The sequence below is a fragment of the Mycobacterium sp. SA01 genome (assembly GCF_041287105.1).
Taxonomy (GTDB): domain Bacteria; phylum Actinomycetota; class Actinomycetes; order Mycobacteriales; family Mycobacteriaceae; genus Mycobacterium.
Window position 1 is genome coordinate 103,117 of record NZ_JBGGNO010000014.1, and the last position, 19,473, is coordinate 122,589.

The window sequence follows — 19,473 nt, forward strand, 5'->3', positions numbered from 1 at the left end:
GATTCCGACCGGCACGACAACGCCCCACGGCGGGGAACCGGTCGTTCAGGCCCCGCCGCGGCGACTAAGCACGAGTGCACATGTCATGGCGTCCAGACTGTACACTACTCCTCAGACAAGTAGAGAGGTTTGGTTGTGGATTCACCTGTCGTCCAAGTGCAGCGCCACCCCCTTGCAGCCCAGACGGCCCATCTACTGCTTTCACGGATCCGCAACGGCGAGTGGCCTCTGGGTCACCGATTGCCCGGCGAGACCACACTCGCCGCCCAGCTCGGCGTCGGCCGCTCGACGCTGCGCGAGGCGATCCGTGAACTCGCCGGCAAAGGGGTTCTCGACAGTCGCCAGGGTGCAGGCGTTTTCGTGATCGCCCTCGAGGCGAGCGAGGACTGGGACACCATCTTGCGGCGTACCACGATCGCCGCAGTGATCGAGGCACGCATCGCGATCGAAGCCGAGGCCGCCGCGTTGGCCGCCACCCGGCGCACCCCAGCCGATCTGCGAGCGATCCGCCGCACGCTGGCCGCCCGTGGTGTCGAAGGCCAGTCCATTCCCGACCACGTCGACGCCGACGCCGCGTTCCACCGGGCGGTCGTGGCGGCCGCACACAACGACGTGCTGACGCAGTTGTTCGACGCGTTCCTGCCTCGGTTACGCCTGGCGATGATCGACATGCTCAAGATCAGGCCAGTCCCCGGCCAGGCCGACCACGTCGCGCACCGGGAGCTCGCCGACGCGATCGCCGCCCGCGATCCCATCGCGGCCGCCACAGCCAGCAGGTCGCATTTGAGTGCGTTGAAGGAGTCTTACGCGTGACACCCGTTCTCGAACTCGACGAGGTGACATTCCGCCGCGACAACAAGCAGATCATCGACGGAATCTCGCTGACCGTTCAGCCTGGCGAACACTGGGCGCTGTTGGGGCCCAACGGTGCAGGCAAGAGCACCTTGCTCGGTTTCTGCGCCGCGGTGACGTTCCCCACGACCGGTCGCGTGACCATCCTCGGCAGTCAGATGGGGCGCACCGATTTGGCGACGCTGCGCCGTTCGATCGGGCACGTGAATCCCCGTCACCGGCTTCAGTATTCGCTGACGGTCCGGGAGGTGGTGCTGACCGGCATCACCGCCACCATCGACCTGCCGATGCGCTGGGCACCGAGCCCGGAACAGGCCGAGCACGCCGACGCGATGATCGCCGCGGTGGGTATGACCGGTAAGGCCGGCGATGTCTGGCCCACGCTGTCACAAGGCGAACGGGGCCGCGCTCTCATTGCGCGAGCGCTGGTTTCGGAGCCCGAGCTGCTGCTGCTCGACGAGCCGACGACCGGGCTGGACGTCGCCGCCCGCGAGCAACTGCTCGAGACGATCGACAACTTGGACCGGACGCATCCCGAGGTGGCCTCGATCCTGGTGACCCATCATCTCGAAGAGCTGCCAACCACCACCACCCACGCGCTGCTGATCGCCGACGGCCGCACAGTGGCGAGCGGGCCTGCGCGCGAGACGATCTCGACCGATAACGTCACCGCCGCCTTCTCGCACCCGATCGCGGTCGGCTACCAGGAGGGCCGCTGGACCGCGCGCGCCAAGGCCACGGCGATCGACGTCTAGGTGTCCGGCGCCAGGATCTGGTCGGCGTCGAAGCAGCTGTGGTCACCGGTGTGGCAGGCTCCGCCGACCTGGTCGACCTCGAGCAGCACGGCGTCGCCGTCGCAGTCCAGCCGCACCGAGTGCACGTGCTGGGTGTGCCCGGAGGTCGCACCCTTCACCCAGTACTCGCCGCGCGATCGCGAAAAATAGGTCGCTTCGCGGGTTTCCAGCGTGCGGGCCAGCGCCTCGTCGTCCATCCAGGCGACCATCAGCACATCGCCGCTGCCCCGCTCCTGTGCGATCGCGGCGAACAGCCCATTGGCGTCGCGCTTGAGCCGCTTGGCGATATCCGGGTCGAGGCTCATCGCACCACTATCCCCTCGCCTGCCATCGCTGCCTTCACCTCACCGATCGTCAGCTCGCCGAAATGGAAGACGCTGGCCGCCAACACCGCATCAGCACCAGCCTCCACCGCGGGCGCGAAGTCGCCGACCGCTCCGGCGCCGCCGCTGGCGATCACCGGGACCGTGACCGCCTTGCGGACCGCACGCAGCATCGCCAGATCGAATCCGGCTTTCGTGCCGTCGGCGTCCATCGAGTTCAGCAGGATCTCGCCGACACCCAATTCGGCTCCGCGCCGGGCCCATTCGACCGCGTCGATACCGGTCCCCTGCCGGCCACCGTGCGTGGTGACCTCCCAGCCCGACGGGGTGGGCGCCGACCCGGCCGGCACCGTGCGGGCATCCACCGACAGCACGATGCACTGCGAGCCGAACTGCCGGGACAACTCGGCCAGCAGTTCAGGGCGGGCGATCGCGGCGGTGTTCACCGAGACCTTGTCGGCCCCGGCCCGCAGCAGCACGTCGACATCCTCGACCGATCGCACGCCACCGCCGACGGTGAGCGGAATGAACACCTGCTCGGCGGTGCGGCGCACCACATCGAGCATCGTCGCGCGGCCCGACGAGGACGCCGTGACGTCCAGGAAGGTCAGCTCGTCGGCACCCTCGGCGTCATAGACTGCGGCCAGCTCGACGGGATCGCCTGCATCCCGGAGGTTTTCGAAGTTCACACCCTTGACCACCCGGCCGGCATCGACGTCCAGGCAGGGAATCACACGCACCGCGACGTCCATCAGAGGTAATTCTCCGGCGGACCGACCCGGTCGAGGATCTCCATGACGCGCTCGTGCACGCCGGGGGCCGCGGCCAGCGCAGCGCGCGACGACGGCGTCCAGTGTTCGCCGGACAGGTCGGTGACGACTCCGCCCGCCGACCGCACCAGCGCGACTCCGGCAGCGTGATCCCAGATGTGATCACCGAAACTGATTGCCGCACCCATGATTCCGGACGATACATACGCGAAGTCGACGCCGGTGGCGCCGTGCATGCGCAGCTTCGAACAGACGCGGCTCAGATTCTCCAGCACAGCCAGGCGGTAGCGACCGGGAAAGCGCCCCCGCCAGTCGACGTTGAACGTTCCGATGCCGATCACGCACTGGCCGATCTCGCCGTGTCCGATCGGCGGCTGCGCTTTCCCGTTGTAGTACACCGGGCCGCCCAACACCGTGCTGTAGCGCTGGTCGGTGAACGGCAGCCAGGTCAGCCCGGCGACGGGCTCGCCGTCCCGCAGCAGACCCAGCAGGATCGCGGCCATCGGGGAGCCGGCGGCGTAGTTGAAAGTCCCGTCGATCGGGTCGAGCACCCAGACCAGCGGGGAGTCGATCGGGGCGCCGCCGAATTCCTCGCCGTGCACGCCGATGCCCGTGGTCGCCTCCAAGGCCTGGACCACCTGGCGTTCGATGGCCAGGTCCACCTCGGTGGCGAAGTCGTTGCCCTTCTTCTGCACGGCCGAGTCGGCCCGATGCCCGGCGATGAACGGTGTGGACGCCTCGTCCAGAATCACCGCCGCCTGGGCCACCAGGGTGTCGAGGTCCACTACCGGCTCACCGCGGCAAGCGCGTCCGGCAGCGTGAATCGGCCGGCGTAGAGCGCCTTTCCGACGATCGCGCCTTCCACACCGCTGTCGACCAGCGTCGCGATCGCGCGCAGATCGTCCAGGCTGGACACGCCTCCCGACGCGATGACCGGCGCGTCGGTGCACTCGGCCACGCCTTCGAGCAGGTCGAGGTTGGGTCCGGTGAGCGTGCCGTCCTTGGTGACATCGGTGACGACGAACCGCGAGCAGCCTTCGCTGTCAAGGCGCTCCAGCACATGCCACAGATCCCCGCCGTCGGTCTCCCAGCCGCGGCCGCGCAGCCGGTGCTCCCCCTCGACGATCTGCACGTCCAGGCCGACGGCGACCCGGTCGCCGTATTCGGCGATCGCAGCCGCGCACCACAGTGGATTCTCCAGCGCCGCGGTGCCGATGTTGACCCGGGTGCAGCCGGTGGCCAGCGCAGCCTTGAGCGACTCGTCGTCGCGGATCCCGCCGGACAGTTCGACGTTCACGTCGAGCTGCCCGACGACCTCGGCCAGCAGTTCACGGTTGGAGCCGCGACCGAATGCGGCGTCGAGGTCCACCAGGTGGATCCATTCGGCGCCGTCGCGCTGCCAGGTCAGTGCGGCGTCCAGCGCCGAACCGTACTCGGTCTCGCTGCCGGCCTTACCCTGCACCAGACGGACCGCCTTGCCCTCGACCACGTCGACGGCAGGCAACAAAATCAGTGGCACTCTTACAGCCCCTCAACCCAATTGGTGAGCAACGCCGCACCGGCGTCACCGCTTTTCTCCGGATGAAATTGTGTCGCCGACAGCGGACCGTCCTCGACCGCGGCCAGGAACCGTACATGATGGCTGGCCCAGGTCAGCTTCGCCTCGGGTGCGCCCTCCCACTTCTGCGCCGCATAGGAATGCACGAAGTAGAACCGGGTGTCGGGGTCGAATCCCTTGAACAGCACACTGTCCGGCGCGGCGTCGACGACGTTCCACCCCATGTGCGGGATCACCGGCGCATCGAGCCGGGTGACCGAGCCCGGCCACTGCCCGCAGCCCTTCGACTCGACCCCGAACTCCACGCCGCGGGCGAACAGGATCTGCATGCCCACGCACACACCGAGCACCGGGCGGCCCGCGGCCACCCGCTCGGCGATTATCCGGTCGCCCCCGATGCCGCGCAGGCCGACCATGCACGCCTCGAACGCGCCGACCCCGGGCACCACCAGGCCGTCGGCATTCAGCGCGCGATGCGCGTCGGCGGTCACCTCGACGTCGGCCCCGGTGCGCTCCAGCGCCCGCTGCGCCGAGCGTAGGTTGCCCGAGCCGTAGTCCAGGACGACAACGGATCTAGCTGTCACAGTGAGCCTTTGGTGGACGGCACGCCGGAGACCCGCGGATCGGGCTCGACGGCCTGTCGCAGCGCGCGTGCCACCGCCTTGTATTCCGCCTCGGTGATGTGGTGCGGGTCGCGGCCGTACAGCGTGCGCACGTGCAGCGAGATGCGGGCGTTGAATGCCAGCGACTCGAACACGTGCCGGTTGACGACCGTGTGGTAGGGCACGCTGGAGCCGGCGATGGTGAAGTCGACCATGTAGTCGGGTTCACCGGTGTGCACGAAGTAGGGGCGACCGGAGACGTCGACGGCGGCATGGGCCAGCGTTTCGTCCATCGGGATGAAGGCGTCGCCGAAGCGGCGGATGCCCTTCTTGTCGCCGAGCGCTTGCCCGAGCGCGGTGCCGAGCACGATCGCGGTGTCCTCGATGGTGTGGTGGCCCTCGATGTCGACATCGCCCTTGGCGGAGATCGACAGGTCGAAACTCGCGTGAGTGCCCAGCGCGGTCAGCATGTGGTCGAAGAACGGCACCCCGGTGTGCACGCTGACCTGTCCGGTGCCGTCGAGATTCAGCTCGACGACGATGTCGGATTCGCGGGTCTTGCGTTCGACCTTGGCGATGCGAGTCATGGTGCTCCTATTTTGGCGCTGGCGGCGAGGAAGGCGTCGTTCTCGTCGGCCAATCCGATGGTGGTGCGCAGATATCCGGGGATGCCGACATCGCGGATCAGCACGCCTTCGTCGAGGTAGCGCTGCCAGGCCGCGCCGGCGTCGGCGAATTCGCCGAACAGGACGAAGTTGGCGTCGCTGGGAATGACCCGGAAACCGTAGTCGGTCAGCGCGGCGCTGACCCGCTCCCGTTCGGCGATCAGCGTCGCGACGCTGCCCAGGGTGTCGTCGGCGTGCCGAAGCGCGGCACGGGCGGCGGCCTGGGTGACCACCGAGAGGTGATAGGGCAGCCGGACCAGCAACACCGCGTCGATGATCGCCGGGGCGGCGATCAGGTACCCCAGCCGGCCGCCGGCGAACGCGAACGCCTTGCTCATGGTGCGGCTGACGATCAACCGGGACGGATACTCCTCGATCAGCGCGATCGCGCTGGGCTGGCTGGAAAACTCACCGTAGGCCTCGTCGACGATCAGGATGCCGTGGTGCATGGCGTCCAGCAGCCGTCGCAGATCGTCGAGCGGAACGCTCTGGCCCGACGGGTTGTTGGGGCTCGCGACGAACACGACGTCGGGGTCGCGGGCGGCGATGACGGTCGCTGCCGTGTCGACGTCGAGGCTGAAATCGGCCGCGCGCACCGACTCCACCCACTCGGTCTGCGTCCCGTTCGAGATGATCGGGTGCATCGAATACGACGGCACGAAACCGATCGCGCTGCGGCCCGGTCCGCCGAACGCCTGCAGGAGTTGCTGCAGGATCTCGTTGGATCCGTTTGCCGCCCAGACGTTTTCCTCCGCGACCTCGACGCCGGTCTGGTCGCGGAGGTAGGCGGCCAGGTCTGCGCGCAGGGCGACGGCGTCGCGATCGGGATAGCGGTGCAGTTCGGCGGCGGCCGCCTGCACCGAACGCGTGACGTCCTCGACCAGTGCCGCACTCGGCGGGTGCGGGTTCTCATTGGTATTGAGCCGCACCGGCACATCGAGTTGCGGTGCGCCGTAGGGAGATTTCCCGCGCAGATCGTCGCGCAGCGGCAGATCGGCCAGCGTCACGCCGGCTCCGGGAATGGGGCTCACCGCTCGAACCTCCGGCGGACCGCCTCACCGTGAGCCGGCAGATCCTCGGCCTTGGCCAGTGTGATCACATGCCCGGACACATCTTTGAGCGCCGCCTCGGTGTAGTCGACGACGTGGATGCCCCGCAGGAAGGTTTGCACCGACAAGCCGCTGGAGTGCCTGGCGCAGCCCGCGGTGGGCAGTACGTGATTGGACCCGGCGCAGTAGTCACCAAGGCTGACCGGCGACCACGGCCCCACGAAGATCGCACCGGCCGCGCGGATACGGCTGGCCACCTCGTTGGCGTTCACGGTCTGGATCTCCAAATGCTCTGCGGCATAAGCGTTGACGACCCGAATTCCGGTGTCGACGTCGTCGACCAGCACAATGCCCGACTGGCGCCCGCGCAGCGCCTCGGTGACCCGCTCCCGGTGCTTGGTGGTCTCGAGCTGCACGGCCAACTCGGCTTCGGTGGCCTGCGCCAGCTCGGTGCTGTCGGTCACCAGCACGCTGGCGGCCATCACGTCATGCTCGGCCTGGCTGATCAGATCGGCAGCGACATGCACCGGGTCGGCGGTGTGGTCGGCGAGGATCGCGATCTCGGTGGGCCCGGCCTCGGCGTCGATACCGATCTGCGAGCGGCAGATTCGCTTGGCGGCGGTCACATAGATGTTGCCCGGTCCGGTGACCATGTCAACCGGTGCCAGCTCGGCGCCGTCGATGTCGGTGCCGCCGTAGGCCATCAGGGCCACCGCCTGCGCGCCGCCGACCGCCCACACCTCTTCGACACCGAGCAGCGCGGCCGCCGCCAGGATCGTCGGGTGCGGCAGACCACCATGGCCGGCCTGCGGCGGGCTGGCGATCACCAACGAGTCGACGCCGGCGGTCTGCGCGGGCACGACGTTCATCACCACACTGGAGGGGTAGACGGCATTGCCGCCGGGCACGTACAGACCGACCCGCTCCACCGGCACCCAGCGCTCGGTGACCGACGCGCCGGAGTCGAACAGCGTGGTGGTGTCGGTGCGCCGTTGATCGGCATGCACGGCGCGGGTGCGATCGATCGCCACCTCGAGCGCGGCGCGTACCTCGCCAGGCAGTGCGGCCAGCGCCTCACCCAGCGCGGCGACGGGAACCCGCACGGTCGCGGGGCGTACCCCGTCGAATTTCTCGCCGTACTCCAGTGCCGCGACGGCACCGCGCTCGGCGACGTCGTCGACGATCGGCCGGACCTTCGGGACCACGGCGTCGACATCCACGCCGCCGCGCGGAAGCGCCGCGCGCAGCGAGGCGGCGGTCAGCGCGCGGCCGCGCAGGTCGATCCGGTTCATCGCGAAGCTGGTCATCGGATCAATTGTCCCCGATCGGTGCACCCGAATAAAAATCGATTGAGCGCGGCCGCCGGCGGCCCGGATACTGCGGGTATGCAATTCGAGCTGTGGCTGGCCTTCATCGGCGCCGCGATCGCCATCAGTGTGTCCCCCGGGGCCGGTGCGATCCAGTCCATGGCGACCGGTCTGGCGCACGGTCTGCGTCGCGGCTACTGGAGCATCACGGGGCTCGAGATCGGCCTGATGCTGCAGCTCGTGGCGGTGGCGGTCGGCCTCGGCGCGGCCGTCGCGCAGTCGATCGTCGCGTTCACGGTGATCAAATGGATCGGCGTGGTCTACCTGGTCTATCTCGCGGTCCGCCAATGGCGCAGCAAGCCCTTCGACCTGGGCGAACAGCTTGACACCTCAGCCGGTGGCGGGCGGTGGACCCTGCTGGTGCGTGGCTGCCTGGTCAACGTCACCAACCCCAAGGGGCTGGTGTTCCTGCTGGCGGTACTCCCCCAGTTCGTCGTGCCGACCGCACCGCTGCTGCCGCAGTACCTCGCCATCGGGGCGACGATGGTGGTCGTCGATCTGGTGGTGATGGGCGCCTACACCGGGCTGGCATCCCGCTTGTTGCGGTGGCTGCGCACACCACGCCAGCAGAGGGCCATGAACCGGACGTTCTCCGGCCTGTTCGCCGCTGCGGCCGTGGTGCTGTCCCTGGTGCGCAGGGGCGCGGCCGCCTAACGTGAGCGCCATGTCGACCAAGGATCACCCGAACAACGCGCCCGGCGTGCCGATGAAGTTCCCGGTCTGGTTCGAGAACTTCCAGATCAAGTACTTCAATCCGGCAGTGAAGCCGCTGGCCAAGTTCATGCCGGGCATGTCGGTCATCTCGCATCGCGGCCGCACCTCGGGCAAGCAGTACGAGACCGTGGTCTCGGCCTTCCGCAAGGGTGACACCCTCGCCGTGATGCTCGGCCACGGCAAGACCAACTGGGTCAAGAACATCCTGGCCGCCGGCGAGGCCGACATCCGGCACGGTCGCAAGACCCTGCACCTGGTCAACCCGCGGGTGGTGCCCGCGGGCACCGACGATCCGTCGCTTCCCGGGGTTGCCCGCCGCGGCGTCAAGCGCGGCGTCGGCGCGTTCGTCGCCGATATCGCCTAGAGGTCCAGACCGACGTCGAGGACCCGTACCGAGTGGGTCAACGCCCCGACGGCGAGGAAATCGACCCCGGTCCCGGCATAGTCGGCGGCGGACTCCAGGCTGAGTCCGCCCGAGGATTCCAGCAGCACGCCGGGGGCGTTGGCATCGCGCCGCTGTACCGCGATCTGGGTCTGCCACACCGGGAAGTTGTCCAGCAGAACGAGCTGCACATCCTCGGCGAGCACCTCGTCGAGTTGCTCGAGGGTGTCCACCTCGACCTCGCACGGCAGATCCGGCGAGGCGGCACGCACCGCCCGCAGCGCGGCGACCACCGAACCGGCTGCCGCGACGTGGTTGTCCTTGATCAGCGCGGCGTCGCCCAAGCCCATCCGGTGGTTGACACCGCCGCCGACCCGCACCGCGTACTTCTGCAGGGCCCGCAGCCCCGGGAGGGTCTTGCGGGTGTCGCGGATCTTGGCTTTGGTGCCGTCGACGGCGTCGACCCATGCCGCGGTGGCGGTGGCGATGCCCGATAGGTGGCAGACGAGATTGAGCAGGGTCCGCTCGGCGGTCAGCAGACCTCGGGTAGGGCCCTTCAGCTGGAGCAGGGCGGTGCCGGCGTCCAGCCTGGTGCCGTCGTCCACCCGATCGACGACCTGGTAGCCGTCTTGGCCGAGCACCTCGTCGAGAACGAGTAGTGCGACGTCGATTCCGGCGGCGACGCCGGATTCGCGCGATACCAGCGACGCCAACGTGGTCGCGTCCTCGGGCACGGTGGCCAGCGTCGTGATGTCGGGACCGTAGCGCAGGTCCTCGTCCAGGCCGCGACGAATCGTGATGCGAGCTTCGGTCAGCTCGTCGTCGGTGAGTTTCATCGCAGGCATGCCGCCGCGTTTTCGCCGTGCAGGGTGCGGCTGAACGCTTGCGCCGGATCGGTGTCGGGGTGATCGCCGCGGTGGTGGCAGCCACGAGACTCGGTGCGTGCCAACGCCGCTGCGGTGACCGCGCGTGCGGTGGTGGTGAGCGCGACGTCCTCGACCGCGGCGCGGGTGGTCATCCGCGTTGGTGTCGCCTCGGCCAGGATCTCGGTGAGTTGATGCAGGCCGGTAGCGTCCCTTACTACGGAAGCCCACTGGGTCATGGCGGCTTGTAGTTGGGTGCGGTCGAGCGCATCGCGTTGCTGCTCTTCGGCTTTGGCCACCGGGGCACCGGAGTCACGGGCGTGCTCGACGGCGGCCCGCCCGGCGCGGCCGCCGACCACCAGGCCTTCGAGCAGGCTGTTGGAGGCCAGCCGGTTGGCGCCGTGCATGCCGGTTCGGGCCACCTCGCCGGCGGCGAACAGGCCGGGCAGCTCGGTCCGGCCGGACACGTCGGTGGTCACCCCGCCGCAGCTGTAATGCGCGCCCGGCACGACCGGGATCAGCTGCCGGGTGGGGTCGATGCCCGCCGCACGGCAGGCGGCGGTGACCGTCGGGAAGCGTTGCGCGAACTGGTCGATGGAGCGCGCGTCGAGGTACACGCACTCGTCGCCGGTTTCGCGCAGTCGGGCCTCGATTGCCGCGGCGACGACGTCGCGCGGGGCGAGATCACCCATGGGGTGGTGTGCGGTCATCGACTCGCCGCGGGCGTCGCGCAGCACCGCGCCCTCGCCGCGCAGCGCCTCGGTGATCAGCGGACGGCGTCCGGCGGCGTTGCGGTCGAACAGCATGGTCGGGTGGAACTGGACGAATTCGATGTCGGTGACCCCGACACCGGCCCACAGCGCCAGGGCGATGCCGTCGCCGGTGGAGCCCTCCGGGTTGGTGGTCGCCCGATACAGGTGGCCCAGTCCACCGGTGGCGAGGATGACCGACGGGGCGTGCACGATACCGAGCCCGTCGGCGTTGCGGACCAGCACCCCGCTGACCGCCGTGCCATCGCTGAGGATCTGCAGCGCAACATGATTGCGCCGGATGTCCAGGGTGGCGGCGGCATGGTCGAGTGCACGCTGCACTTCGGCACCGGTGGCGTCACCCCCGGCGTGGATGATGCGCCTGCGGGAGTGGCCGCCCTCACGGGTCAGCGCCCACTGCCCGGGCGCGCTCTCGTCGAACCGGGCGCCGTCATCGACCAGATCGGCCACCGCACGGTATCCGTCGGCGACGATCGACCGGACCGCCTCCGGGTCGCACAACCCGGCACCCGCCGCCAGGGTGTCGCGCACGTGCGCTTGCACCGAGTCGTCGGTGTGCGGCAGCACCACCGCGATCCCGCCCTGGGCGTAAAACGTCGCGGTATCAGGTGCCTTGCTCAGAATGACTGTGCGACAGCCTTTTCGGTGCGCGGCCAGGGCCGCGGCCAAACCGGCCACCCCGGTGCCGATCACCACGACGTCGGCGCGCTGCTGCCAGTCCACGCCCGCGGTGTTGGCGCCGCAGGCGAACGAGCGCGTCATTCGCCGCCGCCGGGCTGACCGATCTCGATCATCCGCTGCACGCTCGCGCGGGCCAGCCGGGCGGTCTCGAGATCGACGTCGACCTCGTCGGCGCCGTCCACCAGGCAGCGCAGCAACGCGGCCGGGGTGATCATCTTCATGTACTTGCACGACGCCCGGTCGTTGACGGCCTGGAAATCGATTCCCGGTGCGGCGCGGCGCAGTTGGTGCAGCATCCCGACCTCGGTGGCGACCAGAACCTGCTTGGCATGAGAGGCCTTCGCGGCGTCCAGCATGCCGCCGGTGGACAGGATCTTGACCCGGTCCGACGGGAAGGCGCCTTCACCGGCCAGATACAACGCCGATGTGGCACAACCGCATTCAGGATGGACGAACAGCTCGGCGTCCGGGTGGCTACGAGCCTGGTCGGCCAGTTCGTCGCCGTTGATACCCGCGTGCACGTGGCACTCGCCTGCCCAGACGTGCAGGTTGGCCCGGCCGGTCATCCGGCGGACGTGGGCGCCGAGGAACTGGTCGGGGCAGAACAGCACCTCGCGGTCGGCCGGGATGGACGCCACCACCTCGACGGCGTTGGACGAGGTGCAGCAGATGTCGGTGAGCGCCTTCACGGCGGCGGTGGTGTTGACGTAGGAGACGACGACCGCACCCGGGTGCTCGTCCTTCCAGGCCTGCAACTCCTCGGCGGTGATCGAGTCGGCCAGCGAGCAACCTGCGCGCTGGTCCGGGATCAGCACCGTTTTCTCGGGGCTGAGGATCTTGGCGGTCTCGGCCATGAAATGCACGCCGCAGAACACGATCGTCTCTTCGGCGGCCTCGGCGGCGATCCGGGACAGCGCCAGCGAGTCACCGACATGATCGGCGACGTCCTGAATGGCCGGCAGCTGGTAGTTGTGCGCCAGGATGGTCGCGTTCCGCAGGGTGGCCAGCCGGCGAATCTCGGCGGCCCATTCCTCGTCGGCGTTCACGCCGGTGTAACCACCGGGTCCGTCGGTGATGCGAGCGACAAGGCCGGTCCCCACGGCGCCGGCACGGTCCAAGACGGTCATTTCCGCCTCCTGTCTTGCTTCCGAGGTTTTCGACTTATAATCGAAAACGTGCCCCATACTAGCACCGAACACGAAGTACTCGCCGTCGTATTCCAGGTTGGCGACGTCGAGTCCCGTACACCGGCCCTTAACGTGCTGTTATGGCAGCGCGGCCTGGATCCCGAGCGGGGCAAGTGGTCACTGCCCGGCGGCAGGCTGCGCGCCGACGAAGACCTGACCAGTTCGGTGCGCCGCCAGCTGGCCGAGAAGGTCGACGTCCGCGAGATCGCCCACCTGGAACAGCTCGCGGTCTTCTCCGACCCGGGCCGCGTGCCCGGTGTTCGCACGATCGCCTCGACATTCCTCGGACTGGTGCCCTCGGTCGCCACCCCGGAACTGCCGCCGGACACCCGCTGGCATCCGGTCAGCGCCCTACCGGAGATGGCGTTCGATCACGCCCCGATGGTGGAGTACGCCCGCACCAGGCTGGTCGCGAAGTTGTCCTATACCAATATCGGATTCGCCTTGACGCCAAGGGAATTCGCACTCTCGACGTTGCGTGACATCTACGGCGCCGCCCTCGGATACCAGGTCGACGCCACCAATTTGCAACGCGTGCTGGCGCGCCGCGGCGTCATCACACCGACCGGGACGACCGCCCATCCCGGCCGCAGCGGCGGCCGCCCGGCGGCGCTGTACCGCTTCACCGACTCGCAGTTGAGGGTGACCGACGAGTTTGCCGCGTTGCGACCACCCGGGTGAGTCGGCTGGCTTCTTAGACCCTTCTTAAGGTAGAAAGGGTGGAATGCATCCGGTGAGCACCGGGGCGCCGAGCCCCGAATGGATCGGCCGCGCCCCGCACGAGGAGCTCGAGCGCGGTGCGCATCCGCTGCTCCCGGACGAGGATCCGTTCTACGAGCCGCCCGCCGGTTTCGAACATGCCGAGCCCGGCACGGTGCTGCGCTCCCGCGACGTCCAACTGGGTTTTCTGGGACTGATCCCGCAGCGGGTGCGGGCCACCCAGCTGCTGTACCGCAGCACCGACCACAACGGGTTACCGCAGGCGACCGTCACCACGGTGCTCATCCCGACCGGCCACACCCCCGACCAGGTCCGCAACGTCGTCTCGTATCAGTGCGCCATCGACGCGGTGGCCTCGCGCTGCTTCCCCTCCTACGCGATGCGCAGACACGCCAAAGCCGTCGGCTCGCTGCCCCAGCTGGAGTACCTGCTCGTCGCTGCCGCCCTCGCCGAGGGCTGGGTGGTTTCGGTCCCCGACCACGAGGGCCCGGCCGGCATCTGGGGCGCCCCCTACGAACCCGGCTACGCCGTCCTGGACGGGGTGCGCGCAGCACTCGGGTTTGAGGCGTTCGGTCTCGCCGCGGACAGCCAGATCGGGTTGTGGGGCTACTCCGGCGGCGGGCTCGCCACCGCGTGGGCGGCCGAGGTGCACGAGGACTACGCCCCCGAACTGAACATCGTCGGCGCCGTCCTGGGTTCGCCGGTCGGCGACCTGGGCCACACGTTCCGCCGGCTCAACGGCTCCTACCTCGCCGCACTTCCCGCGCTCGTGGTGGCCGCGCTGGCCAAGACCTATCCCGATCTGAACCGGGTGATCGAACAGAACGCCACCGAGGACGGGCTGGCCCTGCTACGTCGGCTCGAGAACATGACAACCGCGGAGGCCGTCATCCGGTTGTTCCGCACCGACTTCGACGACCTGGTCCACCCGCCGCTGGAAGAGATCCTGGCGACACCGGAAGTCCAGTACGTCTTCGACAACATCAAGCTCGGCAAGGCGGTTCCCGACCTTCCGGTGCTGATCGTGCAGGCCGTCCACGACTCGGTGATCGACGTCGACGACATCGACGACCTGGTGCACACCTACTCCGCCGGCGGGGCGCGGGTGACCTACCACCGCGACATGTTCAGCGAGCACATGCTGCTGCATCCGATGTCGGCGCCGATGACGCTGCGCTGGCTGACCGACCGGTTCGCCCAGCGCCCGATCGACGAGCACATCGTGCGCACGAAGTGGCCGACACTGCTCAATCCCATGACCTACGCGGGAATGTTGCGCCTCGGCGGGATCGTCGCGCGCGTGGTGTCCGGCGGTCGGGTGCCGTTTCGGCCACTCTAGGGACCCGGCTCTAGGCGGCAGCGCGGTCCATCGGCGGCACGGCACCGAGATCGTCACGCGGTGTGGCCACCGCCATCAAGGCATATGTCAGCGCCGCAATCGCAGCCGGGAACAGCAGCGTCGTCGCGATCTGCAACGGCCCGTGCGCGAAGAACACCGGCGGCGCCTCGGAGTAGTAGAAGATCCGGTTCTCCGGGGTGACCGGAGCCGTGTCGAACGGGACCGGCCCATAATGCCAGCGCACCAGCAGCGCACCGACGCCCGCGGCCGCTGCGGCCGCGGTTATCGAACCGACCCACAGCGCGGTCGCCAGCAGCGGCCCGCGATGGGCGCGCCACTGCCACACCAGCACCGCCGCGACGATCGCCATCGACGTCAGCAACCCGATGAGCAGTGCCGCCGCCACGAACAGGTGGTCGGATTCGCTGCCGAGGTAGGTCTGCACCCGCTGACCGGATCGGGTCAGCGCCACCACGCCGTGCGCAGAGGGCGCCAGGACCGACCACACGGCGCCGATCACCGCACCCGTCACGGTCAACCCGACGACCACCACGATTGCCGCGCGGAGCCGCGAAAAGCGTTGTTGTGATTCAGGATTCACCGCTGGTCCTCCAGATCGTGGGAGTCGACCCGCCCGTGGCGCGAGCACTTGGCCCACCAGCCGTCCGGGCGAACCTGGACCACCATCCGGCGTCCGCACTCCGCGCAGAAGCGAGGCGGCTCGAGTCCGAGCTGTGCGGCGGTGGGCACCACGCTGCCGGCGGGCTCACCGGTGTAGACGTTGTAGACCCCGGCACTCACCGGAGCGGGCAGCTGTCCGACCATCGCCACTACAGGCTGGCGTTCAGAGCCTTGATCGGCATCTGCAGATCCTCGAGCAGCTCGAGATCGGCCTCAGCCGGGCGACCCAGCGTCGTCAGGTAGTTTCCGACGATCACGGCGTTGATGCCACCCAGGATGCCCTGTTTGGCGCCGAGGTCGCCGAGCGTGATCTCCCGGCCACCGGCGAACCGGAGCATCGTGCGCGGCAGTGCCAGGCGGAACGCGGCGACGGCCTTGAGGGCCTCGGACGCCGGCAACACCTCCAGATCACCGAACGGGGTGCCCGGCCGCGGGTTCAGGAAGTTCAGCGGCACCTCGTGCGGATCGAGTTCGGCCAGGTTCGCGGCGAACTCGGCGCGCTGCTCGAGCGTCTCCCCCATACCGAGGATGCCGCCACAGCACACCTCCATGCCGGCCTCGCGCACCATCTCCAGCGTTCCCCACCGCTCCTCCCACGAGTGGGTGGTGACGACGTTCGGGAAGTAGGACTGCGCGGTCTCGAGGTTGTGGTTGTAGCGGTGGACGCCCATCTCCTTGAGGCGGTCCACCTGCTCCTGGGTGAGCATCCCCAGCGAGCAGGCGATCTGAATGTCGACCTCGTTGCGAATCGCCTCGATTCCGGCGGCCACCTGGGCCAGCAGCCGCTCGTCGGGTCCGCGCACGGCGGCCACGATGCAGAACTCGGTGGCGCCGGACTTCGCGGTCTGCTTGGCGGCCTCGACCAGGCTCGGGATGTCCAGCCAGGCGCTGCGCACCGGCGAGGCGAACAGGCCGGACTGCGAACAGAAGTGGCAATCCTCCGGGCAGCCACCGGTTTTCAGGCTGATGATGCCCTCGACCTCGACCTCGGGGCCGCACCACTTCATCCGGACCTCGTGGGCGAGGGCCAGGAGTTCTTCGAGGTGATCGTCGGACAGCTGCAGGACCTCGAGCACCTGATCGCGGGATAGCCCCTCGCCGCGCTCGAGCACCTGCTCGCGCGCCAGTGCCAATACGTCCGTCGCTGCCTGCGTCACCGGCTCGTCCTCCTGCGTTCGCCAACTTGAACAGTGTTCAGGCTAGGCTACCCGTGTGCAGCTCCACAAACGCGACGTGGTCGACGCGGCGACGACACTGCTGGACAACTACGGCATGGCCGACCTGTCCATGCGGCGGCTGGCCCGCGAGCTCGCGGTCTCCCCCGGCGCGCTGTACTGGCATTTCGCCAACAAGCAGCAACTACTCGGCGCGGTCGCTGACCGAATCCTGCGAAGTGTCCACGATGTGTCTGCGGACTGGCGCGTCCGCGTCGAGGCGATCTGCGCCCAGTTGCGCGACGCCCTGCTGTCCCACACCGACGGCGCCGAGCTGGTGTCCGCCAGTTTCGCCGCAGGCCAGTCGGAGGCGATGACGCAGATCCTGGACTGGCTGGCCGACGCGGCGATCTCCGCGGGCGTCGATGCCGCGCACGCCGGGACCGCCGGCCGCACTGTCCTCTATTACGTGCTGGGCTTCACCGCTGACGAGCAGTCCCGTCTGCAATGGGACGCCGCCGGCGCCGACCTCCCCGACGAACAATCCGTGCTCGGCGCCGACGCCAGCCGCCGGTTCGGCTTCGGGGTGCAGCTGCTGGTCGACGGCATCGCGGCGCGGCGCAGCCTGCCGGTGTGACCGCGCAGATTAACTGATCAGCACGCGATCGGTCCGCGCATCACTGTCCCAACGTCGTAGCCCCACGATGCCGGCCCGGATGTCGGTGGTGATCCCGTCGACCAATCCGAGGGCGTCGCCGGCCTGAGCCGGGGTGAACCGGCGCCCCAACGTGACGTGCGGCGTCCACCGGCCCGGCACGCTGTGTGCGAAGACATTGGTCACCGACGGCAGGCACACGTCGTAGATGTGTTCGTGCAGAGCCAGTAGTCCTGCGGAGGGAACCACCAACCGCGCCAGCGTCATCCGCCCGACGCCGAAGATCAGCGGCGCGCCCAGGACCGCACGAAGCGGTAACCGGTCCGCCAGTGCGGCCAGGCGCTCGTCGACGTCGGGTGAGATCTGCTCGGCGGCGATCAGCGTGATGTGCGGGCGGTTGGTATCGGAGGTGACCCGCAGTTGGCTGGGCAGACCGGCATCGGCCAGCGCCTGCCACGTGTGCCGCACCGCGTTGTCGGCACGCTGGTCGAGGAGCAGTTCGATCGAGTGCGCCATCTCAGATCAGGCCGGCGACCCAGTCCGGGTCGAACGCCCGAGCGCTGAACAGCGCGAAGTCATTCGGCGACACCGCGGCCACCCCCGCCGGCAGCGCCGCGCGGACCGGAGCCAGTTTGGCCAACGCCTCACGGTTGGATTTCTCCGCCGGGCCGGGCTGGGCGGGCCAGGCGCCGATCACCAGACCGGCACACGAAAGGCCCTTGGCGCCAAGCCCTTCCAACGTCAAGGAGGTGTGGTTCAGCGTACCCAGACCCGGTTCGACGACGACGAGCACCGGCGCGGCGAGTTCGACCGCGAGATCGCGCAGCGTCGCGCCGTCGGCTGTCAGTTCCACCAGCAGGCCACCGGCCCCCTCGACCAGCGTCAGCCGCCCGGCCCTGTCGACGTCGCGGATGACGCTCAGCAGCTCGCCGGTGCTGGGCAGCGGCAGGCCGGCGCTGTCGGCCGCTGCCACCGGCGCCAGCGGATCCGGATACCGGGCGACCCCGAACAGTTCGGTGACGCCGGACAGCCTGCCCACTTCCGCGAGGTCGTCGTCGCCGTCGGCGGTGCCGGTCTGCACCGGCTTGCACACCGCCACATCCCGCTCGGCCACCCGCGCGTGGCAGGCCAGCGCCGCGGTCACAACGGTTTTTCCCACCCCGGTCCCGGTGCCGGTGACGACCAGCACGCTCATCGGGGGTGCGCCGCCAATACCGAGGTCAAGACGTCGCGCGCGGTGTCCATCTCGTCGTCGGTCAACGATGCCCGCGCGGTCAGTCGCAGCCGCGAGGTGCCGGCAGGAACCGTCGGCGGCCGGAAACAACCGACCCGCACCCCGGCCTCCAGGCATGCGCTCGCCGCGGCCACCGCGATCTCCGGGTCGCCGAGAATGACAGATACGACGGCAGATTCGGGATTGTCGGGGACGTCGCACAGCTCGGCCAACTCCCGGGCCCGGTCGATCACCGCCGTGGCCCGCTGCGGTTCGGCGGTCAGCACGGTGAGCGCGGCCAGCGCGGCGCCGACCGGCGCCGGAGCCAGCCCGGTGTCGAAGATCATCGTGCGCGCGGCGTCGATGAGGTGGTCGCGCACCGCGGCGGGGCCGAGCACCGCGCCGCCCTGGCTGCCCAGCGACTTCGACATCGTGGTCGTCATGATCACGTCGGGCGCCCCGGCCAATCCGGCCTCGTGGATCAGGCCGCGCCCGCCGGCGCCGCGGACCCCGAGACCATGGGCCTCGTCGACCAGCAGCAGCGCATCGTGCTTGCGGCAGACCTCGTGCAGCCTGCGCAGCGGTGCCAGCGCGCCGTCGGTGCTGAACACCGATTCGGTGATGACCAGCGCCCGCTCCTCGTCGCGCCCGGCCAGCGCGGCCTCGACCGCGTCGACATCAAGGTGCGGGGCCACGACGACCCGCGCCCGCGACAGTCGGCAGGCGTCGACCAGCGAGGCGTGCGACAGCGCGTCGGACACGATCAGCGAACCGGGGCCGGACAGCGCCACGGTGGCGCCGATGTTGGCGGTGTAGCCCGAGGAGAACACCAGCGCCGCCTCGGCGCCGGCGAAATCGGCCAGCGCCCGCTCGAATTCCTCGTGCAGTTCGGTGTTCCCGGTGACCAGCCGCGAGCCGGTCGAGCCCGCACCCCAGGTGCGCAACGCGGCGACCCCACCGTCGATGACGGCGGGATGCTGGGACAGGCCCAGATAATCGTTGGAGGCCAGGTCCAGTTCGGTGGCCACCGCGGGCCGGGTGCGCAGCGATCGACGCAGGCCGGCGTTGCGGCGCTGCTGCTCGACGGTGTCGAGCCAGGCCAGTGGGGACAGACCGACGCGGGTCACAGGCACT

Annotated in this window: 24 protein-coding genes; 7 read left to right on the plus strand and 17 right to left on the minus strand. The window is 69.2% G+C overall.

The genetic code is table 11. From position 1 onward, the window contains the following. Positions 1-135: 135 nt before the first annotated feature. Both AB4879_RS05065 and AB4879_RS05070 read left to right on the plus strand, forming a co-directional pair. Positions 136-813, plus strand: coding sequence for a FadR/GntR family transcriptional regulator (locus AB4879_RS05065; protein WP_370506710.1), 678 nt, complete (start codon positions 136-138; stop codon positions 811-813). Continuing rightward, positions 810-1,607: an ABC transporter ATP-binding protein gene (locus AB4879_RS05070; protein WP_370506711.1), complete on the plus strand. Its 798-nt coding sequence runs from the start codon at positions 810-812 to the stop codon at positions 1,605-1,607. Before AB4879_RS05065 ends, AB4879_RS05070 begins: the two co-directional genes overlap by 4 nt. Here AB4879_RS05070 and hisI read toward each other — a convergent pair. Genes hisI through hisD form a run of 8 tightly spaced genes read right to left on the minus strand, consistent with a single transcriptional unit; the run spans position 1,604 to position 7,920 of the window. Then, positions 1,604-1,951, minus strand: a complete 348-nt coding sequence (gene hisI, locus AB4879_RS05075; RefSeq protein ID WP_102807670.1) for a phosphoribosyl-AMP cyclohydrolase — start codon at positions 1,949-1,951, stop codon at positions 1,604-1,606. The two genes, AB4879_RS05070 and hisI, sit on opposite strands and share 4 nt — an antisense overlap. Next, positions 1,948-2,721: an imidazole glycerol phosphate synthase subunit HisF gene (hisF, locus tag AB4879_RS05080; protein WP_102807671.1), complete on the minus strand. Its 774-nt coding sequence runs from the start codon at positions 2,719-2,721 to the stop codon at positions 1,948-1,950. Before hisF ends, hisI begins: the two co-directional genes overlap by 4 nt. Beyond that, the gene (locus tag AB4879_RS05085) at positions 2,721-3,524 is read right to left on the minus strand and encodes an inositol monophosphatase (protein ID WP_102807672.1); all 804 of its coding nucleotides are present in this window, start codon (positions 3,522-3,524) and stop codon (positions 2,721-2,723) included. Before AB4879_RS05085 ends, hisF begins: the two co-directional genes overlap by 1 nt. After that, on the minus strand, positions 3,524-4,258 hold the full coding sequence (priA, locus tag AB4879_RS05090) for a bifunctional 1-(5-phosphoribosyl)-5-((5-phosphoribosylamino)methylideneamino)imidazole-4-carboxamide isomerase/phosphoribosylanthranilate isomerase PriA (protein WP_370506712.1): 735 nt from the start codon (positions 4,256-4,258) through the stop codon (positions 3,524-3,526). The genes AB4879_RS05085 and priA overlap by 1 nt, the downstream gene beginning before the upstream one ends. A 2-nt stretch (positions 4,259-4,260) precedes the next feature. Beyond that, positions 4,261-4,881, minus strand: a complete 621-nt coding sequence (hisH, locus tag AB4879_RS05095) for an imidazole glycerol phosphate synthase subunit HisH (protein ID WP_370506713.1) — start codon at positions 4,879-4,881, stop codon at positions 4,261-4,263. Then, positions 4,878-5,486 carry an imidazoleglycerol-phosphate dehydratase HisB gene (gene hisB, locus AB4879_RS05100; RefSeq protein WP_102807675.1) on the minus strand — a complete coding sequence of 203 codons (609 nt, stop codon included), beginning with the start codon at positions 5,484-5,486 and terminating at the stop codon, positions 4,878-4,880. The genes hisH and hisB overlap by 4 nt, the downstream gene beginning before the upstream one ends. Continuing rightward, complete coding sequence (locus AB4879_RS05105) at positions 5,483-6,586, minus strand: histidinol-phosphate transaminase (RefSeq protein WP_370506925.1); 1,104 nt, start codon at positions 6,584-6,586, stop codon at positions 5,483-5,485. The genes hisB and AB4879_RS05105 overlap by 4 nt, the downstream gene beginning before the upstream one ends. Positions 6,587-6,591: 5 nt before the next feature. Then, complete coding sequence (gene hisD / locus AB4879_RS05110; RefSeq protein WP_370506714.1) at positions 6,592-7,920, minus strand: histidinol dehydrogenase; 1,329 nt, start codon at positions 7,918-7,920, stop codon at positions 6,592-6,594. A gap of 78 nt (positions 7,921-7,998) precedes the next feature. Between hisD and rhtB the strand changes: the two genes are divergently transcribed. Both rhtB and AB4879_RS05120 read left to right on the plus strand, forming a co-directional pair. Next, positions 7,999-8,634, plus strand: a complete 636-nt coding sequence (rhtB, locus tag AB4879_RS05115) for a homoserine/homoserine lactone efflux protein (RefSeq protein WP_370506715.1) — start codon at positions 7,999-8,001, stop codon at positions 8,632-8,634. A 10-nt stretch (positions 8,635-8,644) separates the two neighbouring features. Further along, positions 8,645-9,058, plus strand: coding sequence for a nitroreductase family deazaflavin-dependent oxidoreductase (locus AB4879_RS05120; protein WP_083120525.1), 414 nt, complete (start codon positions 8,645-8,647; stop codon positions 9,056-9,058). On the opposite strand, the gene nadC is transcribed toward AB4879_RS05120, so the two are convergent. Genes nadC through nadA form a run of 3 tightly spaced genes read right to left on the minus strand, consistent with a single transcriptional unit; the run spans position 9,055 to position 12,517 of the window. Continuing rightward, positions 9,055-9,912, minus strand: a complete 858-nt coding sequence (gene nadC, locus AB4879_RS05125; RefSeq protein ID WP_370506716.1) for a carboxylating nicotinate-nucleotide diphosphorylase — start codon at positions 9,910-9,912, stop codon at positions 9,055-9,057. The genes AB4879_RS05120 and nadC overlap by 4 nt on opposite strands. After that, complete coding sequence (locus tag AB4879_RS05130) at positions 9,909-11,471, minus strand: L-aspartate oxidase (RefSeq protein ID WP_370506717.1); 1,563 nt, start codon at positions 11,469-11,471, stop codon at positions 9,909-9,911. The genes nadC and AB4879_RS05130 overlap by 4 nt, the downstream gene beginning before the upstream one ends. Then, entirely contained in the window at positions 11,468-12,517 is a 1,050-nt protein-coding gene (gene nadA / locus AB4879_RS05135; protein WP_370506718.1) for a quinolinate synthase NadA, read from the minus strand. Before nadA ends, AB4879_RS05130 begins: the two co-directional genes overlap by 4 nt. A gap of 48 nt (positions 12,518-12,565) precedes the next feature. Between nadA and AB4879_RS05140 the strand changes: the two genes are divergently transcribed. Continuing rightward, the gene (locus tag AB4879_RS05140) at positions 12,566-13,258 is read left to right on the plus strand and encodes an NUDIX domain-containing protein (RefSeq protein WP_370506719.1); all 693 of its coding nucleotides are present in this window, start codon (positions 12,566-12,568) and stop codon (positions 13,256-13,258) included. Positions 13,259-13,301: 43 nt separating this feature from the next. Further along, positions 13,302-14,636 carry a lipase family protein gene (locus AB4879_RS05145; protein ID WP_370506720.1) on the plus strand — a complete coding sequence of 445 codons (1,335 nt, stop codon included), beginning with the start codon at positions 13,302-13,304 and terminating at the stop codon, positions 14,634-14,636. Positions 14,637-14,646: 10 nt separating this feature from the next. Here the strand turns inward: AB4879_RS05145 and AB4879_RS05150 are convergent, their stop codons facing one another. The 3 genes from AB4879_RS05150 to bioB are packed head-to-tail and all read right to left on the minus strand — an operon-like array spanning position 14,647 to position 16,474. Next, on the minus strand, positions 14,647-15,237 hold the full coding sequence (locus AB4879_RS05150; RefSeq protein ID WP_370506721.1) for a DUF2567 domain-containing protein: 591 nt from the start codon (positions 15,235-15,237) through the stop codon (positions 14,647-14,649). Further along, entirely contained in the window at positions 15,234-15,461 is a 228-nt protein-coding gene (locus AB4879_RS05155) for a hypothetical protein (RefSeq protein WP_102807762.1), read from the minus strand. Before AB4879_RS05155 ends, AB4879_RS05150 begins: the two co-directional genes overlap by 4 nt. Before the next feature lie 5 nt (positions 15,462-15,466). Continuing rightward, positions 15,467-16,474 carry a biotin synthase BioB gene (gene bioB / locus AB4879_RS05160; RefSeq protein ID WP_370506722.1) on the minus strand — a complete coding sequence of 336 codons (1,008 nt, stop codon included), beginning with the start codon at positions 16,472-16,474 and terminating at the stop codon, positions 15,467-15,469. A gap of 55 nt (positions 16,475-16,529) precedes the next feature. Here bioB and AB4879_RS05165 point away from each other — a divergent pair, with 55 nt between their 5' ends. Then, a complete protein-coding gene (locus AB4879_RS05165) occupies positions 16,530-17,108 on the plus strand; it encodes a TetR family transcriptional regulator (protein WP_370506723.1) in 579 nt (192 codons plus the stop codon). A 9-nt stretch (positions 17,109-17,117) separates the two neighbouring features. On the opposite strand, the gene AB4879_RS05170 is transcribed toward AB4879_RS05165, so the two are convergent. From AB4879_RS05170 to AB4879_RS05180, 3 genes are read right to left on the minus strand one after another with little or no spacing between them, the layout of a single operon-like run. After that, the gene (locus AB4879_RS05170) at positions 17,118-17,642 is read right to left on the minus strand and encodes a 2'-5' RNA ligase family protein (protein WP_370506724.1); all 525 of its coding nucleotides are present in this window, start codon (positions 17,640-17,642) and stop codon (positions 17,118-17,120) included. 1 nt (position 17,643) lies between these two features. After that, the gene (bioD, locus tag AB4879_RS05175; RefSeq protein WP_370506725.1) at positions 17,644-18,321 is read right to left on the minus strand and encodes a dethiobiotin synthase; all 678 of its coding nucleotides are present in this window, start codon (positions 18,319-18,321) and stop codon (positions 17,644-17,646) included. Beyond that, complete coding sequence (locus AB4879_RS05180) at positions 18,318-19,466, minus strand: 8-amino-7-oxononanoate synthase (RefSeq protein WP_370506726.1); 1,149 nt, start codon at positions 19,464-19,466, stop codon at positions 18,318-18,320. The genes bioD and AB4879_RS05180 overlap by 4 nt, the downstream gene beginning before the upstream one ends. Positions 19,467-19,473 lie beyond the last annotated feature (7 nt).

Bases quoted from the DNA above. Each gene is read 5' to 3' on its own strand.
- hisI (WP_102807670.1), bottom strand. From the start codon at position 1,951: ATGAGCCTCGACCCGGATATCGCCAAGCGGCTCAAGCGCGACGCCAAT.
- hisF (WP_102807671.1), bottom strand. From the start codon at position 2,721: ATGGACGTCGCGGTGCGTGTGATTCCCTGCCTGGACGTCGATGCCGGC.
- hisB (WP_102807675.1), bottom strand. From the start codon at position 5,486: ATGACTCGCATCGCCAAGGTCGAACGCAAGACCCGCGAATCCGACATC.
- hisD (WP_370506714.1), bottom strand. From the start codon at position 7,920: ATGACCAGCTTCGCGATGAACCGGATCGACCTGCGCGGCCGCGCGCTG.
- rhtB (WP_370506715.1), top strand. From the start codon at position 7,999: ATGCAATTCGAGCTGTGGCTGGCCTTCATCGGCGCCGCGATCGCCATC.
- AB4879_RS05120 (WP_083120525.1), top strand. From the start codon at position 8,645: ATGTCGACCAAGGATCACCCGAACAACGCGCCCGGCGTGCCGATGAAG.
- nadC (WP_370506716.1), bottom strand. From the start codon at position 9,912: ATGAAACTCACCGACGACGAGCTGACCGAAGCTCGCATCACGATTCGT.
- AB4879_RS05130 (WP_370506717.1), bottom strand. From the start codon at position 11,471: ATGACGCGCTCGTTCGCCTGCGGCGCCAACACCGCGGGCGTGGACTGG.
- nadA (WP_370506718.1), bottom strand. From the start codon at position 12,517: ATGACCGTCTTGGACCGTGCCGGCGCCGTGGGGACCGGCCTTGTCGCT.
- AB4879_RS05145 (WP_370506720.1), top strand. From the start codon at position 13,302: ATGCATCCGGTGAGCACCGGGGCGCCGAGCCCCGAATGGATCGGCCGC.
- AB4879_RS05155 (WP_102807762.1), bottom strand. From the start codon at position 15,461: ATGGTCGGACAGCTGCCCGCTCCGGTGAGTGCCGGGGTCTACAACGTC.
- AB4879_RS05170 (WP_370506724.1), bottom strand. From the start codon at position 17,642: ATGGCGCACTCGATCGAACTGCTCCTCGACCAGCGTGCCGACAACGCG.
- bioD (WP_370506725.1), bottom strand. From the start codon at position 18,321: ATGAGCGTGCTGGTCGTCACCGGCACCGGGACCGGGGTGGGAAAAACC.